The organism is Mesorhizobium sp. M7A.F.Ca.CA.004.06.1.1 (genome assembly GCF_003999135.1).
Lineage (GTDB): Bacteria > Pseudomonadota > Alphaproteobacteria > Rhizobiales > Rhizobiaceae > Mesorhizobium.
Window position 1 is genome coordinate 1 of record NZ_RZPQ01000862.1, and the last position, 2,315, is coordinate 2,315.

Sequence of the window (2,315 nt, forward strand, 5' to 3'; positions counted from 1 at the left end):
GACAAGGGCAAGGCAAGCTGGAACGCGTAGAGCGCAAAATGGGCCAACGGTGCCGCCCGACGTTCCAAAGTCCCGACCGAGCGCGGCAGCGCCGGCGTTGTATTGCCGTAGCGCCAGACGATGCGCAGGATGATCAGGCCGAGCAGCAGGAAGCCGAAGGATTTGTGCAGCTGGATCAGTTCGAAGGCGGTGCGCTGGCTGGTCACCCGCACCATGACGAAGCCGAGAGCGAACTGGCCGATGAAGATCAGCGCAATCAGCCAGTGAAGAATGATCGCGCCCCAGCCATAGCGGGTGGTGCTGTTGGTGATCGATGTTTGCATCGTTGGTGAACGACCGCGATGCCGGTTATCTTCCACCAAGGGGGGGCGAGCCCGCTTTATCCACTCACCTTGAAGAAATCGACAAAGGCCCTGAGCGCTGGCCGCATCTGACGGCGGCTCGGATAATAGACAAAGAAGCCGTCGAAGGGCGGGCACCAGTCCTCCAGCACGCGGATCAGCCTGCCGTCGGCGAGCGGTGCGCGGACATAGTCCTCAAAGACGAAGGCGAGCCCGGCGCCGTCGACCGCCGCCTGGGCGATCAGATGGTCCTCGTCGAGGATCAGCGGTCCCTCCACCGCCATCTCGATCGTCTCGCGGCCTTTCTCGAACTCCCAGCGGTAGAGGATGCCGCTGGAGAAGCGGAAGCGGATGCAGCGGTGGCCGGCCAGGTCGCGCGGGTGGCGCGGCTTGGGGTTGACCTCGAAATAGACCGGGGCGCCGACCACCGCGCCGCGAAGGTCCGGCCCGATGCGCACCGCGATCATGTCGCGCTGCAGGCTCTCGCCAAGCCGGACGCCAGCATCGAAGCCGCCTTCCACCACGTCGGTGAAGCGGTCCTCGATGACGATCTCCAGCACGATGTCGGGATAGGCCGACGCAAAGGCGCCCAGCCGTGGCGTCAGCGCCAAATGCGCTGCCGTGCGCGGCACGGTCAGGCGCAGATTGCCGGCCGGCCGGTCGCGCGTCTCGATTGCCGTCTCCAGCGCCAGGTCGATCTCCGACAGCGCCGGCCGCAACCGCTCCAGCAACTGCGCACCTTCTTCGGTCGGCGCGACGCTGCGTGTGCTGCGCGCCAGCAGCCGAACGCCAAGCCGCGCCTCCAGGCTGGATACCGCGTGGCTGACAGCCGAAGGCGCGATGGCCAATTCCCTGGCGGCGCCCCGAAAGCTGCCGCATTGAGCGACAGTTGCCAGCACGGCCAATTGGGAAAGATGCGCGCGATTCATTGATCTATCTTTTAGTACAGCCCGTGCGGATGGAAGCCGATTATCGAACACAAGGCAAGGCGCTATTTCTCCCACATCGCAACAAGGAGACGCGTTATGCAAACCCGCAAGCTAGGAACTGAATTGAACGTCTACCCCGTCGGCCTCGGCTGCATGGGCATGAGCTTCGCCTATGGCGGCCAAGCGGAAGCCGATGCGATCGCCACGCTGCACCGCGCCGTCGATATCGGCGTCAACTTCTTCGACACGGCGGAGGTCTATGGCCCCTTCGAGAACGAGATTCTGCTCGGCAAGGCGCTGAAGCCGGTGCGTGATCATCTGACGATCGCGACAAAATTCGGCTTCCGGATTCTGGAGGAAGGTACAGGCCTCGACCGCATGGCGGGCGTCGACAGCCGCCCCGAGCACGTCAAAGCGGTCGCCGAGGCCTCGCTGAAACGGCTGGGCACCGATGTGATCGACCTCTACTACCAGCACCGTGTCGACCCCAACGTGCCAATCGAGGATACGGTCGGCGCCATGGCCGAACTGGTGCGCGAGGGCAAGGTGCGCGCGCTTGGCCTGTCCGAGGCGAGTGCCGCGACCATTCGCCGGGCCCATGCCGTGCATCCGGCATCGGCCGTGCAGAGCGAATATTCGCTGTGGAGCCGCGACCCGGAAGACGAGGTGTTCGCCGTCTGCCGCGAGCTCGGCATCGGCTTCGTTCCCTATAGCCCGCTCGGCCGTGGGCTGCTGACCGGCACGATCGCCAAGCCCGAGGCCTTGAGCGACGGCGACTGGCGCCGGACCTTGCCGCGCTTCCAGGCCGAGGCGATGGAAGCCAACGCCGCTGTCATCGCCACCTTGGAAAAGCTGGCTGTTGAAAAGGGCGTGACCTCGGCACAGCTGGCGCTGGCCTGGGTGCTGCACCAGGGCGATTTCATCGTACCGATCCCCGGCGCGCGCAAGATACGCCATCTGGAGCAGAACACGGCGGCGGCGGACATCGAGCTAAGCGCGGCCGAGGTGCAGGCTATTGGTGACGCGCTGTCGCCCAACAAGGTTA

3 protein-coding genes are annotated in these 2,315 nt (G+C 65.1%); 1 reads left to right on the plus strand and 2 read right to left on the minus strand.

Annotated features, from left to right (window positions below; all coding sequences use genetic code 11):
• Together EN906_RS31315 and EN906_RS31320 are read right to left on the minus strand one after the other, a co-directional pair.
• The coding region (locus EN906_RS31315; RefSeq protein WP_164777506.1) for a cytochrome b/b6 domain-containing protein at nt 1–323 on the minus strand (323 nt) is incomplete at its 3' end.
• Nucleotides 324–379: 56 nt separating this feature from the next.
• Nucleotides 380–1,270, minus strand: a complete 891-nt coding sequence (locus EN906_RS31320; protein WP_127266811.1) for a LysR family transcriptional regulator — start codon at nt 1,268–1,270, stop codon at nt 380–382.
• A gap of 96 nt (nt 1,271–1,366) precedes the next feature.
• Between EN906_RS31320 and EN906_RS31325 the strand changes: the two genes are divergently transcribed.
• Nucleotides 1,367–2,315, plus strand: a 949-nt coding sequence (locus tag EN906_RS31325; protein ID WP_164777507.1) for an aldo/keto reductase, incomplete at its 3' end; no start/stop codon positions are given.

Bases quoted from the DNA above. Each gene is read 5' to 3' on its own strand.
- EN906_RS31320 (WP_127266811.1), bottom strand. From the start codon at position 1,270: ATGAATCGCGCGCATCTTTCCCAATTGGCCGTGCTGGCAACTGTCGCT.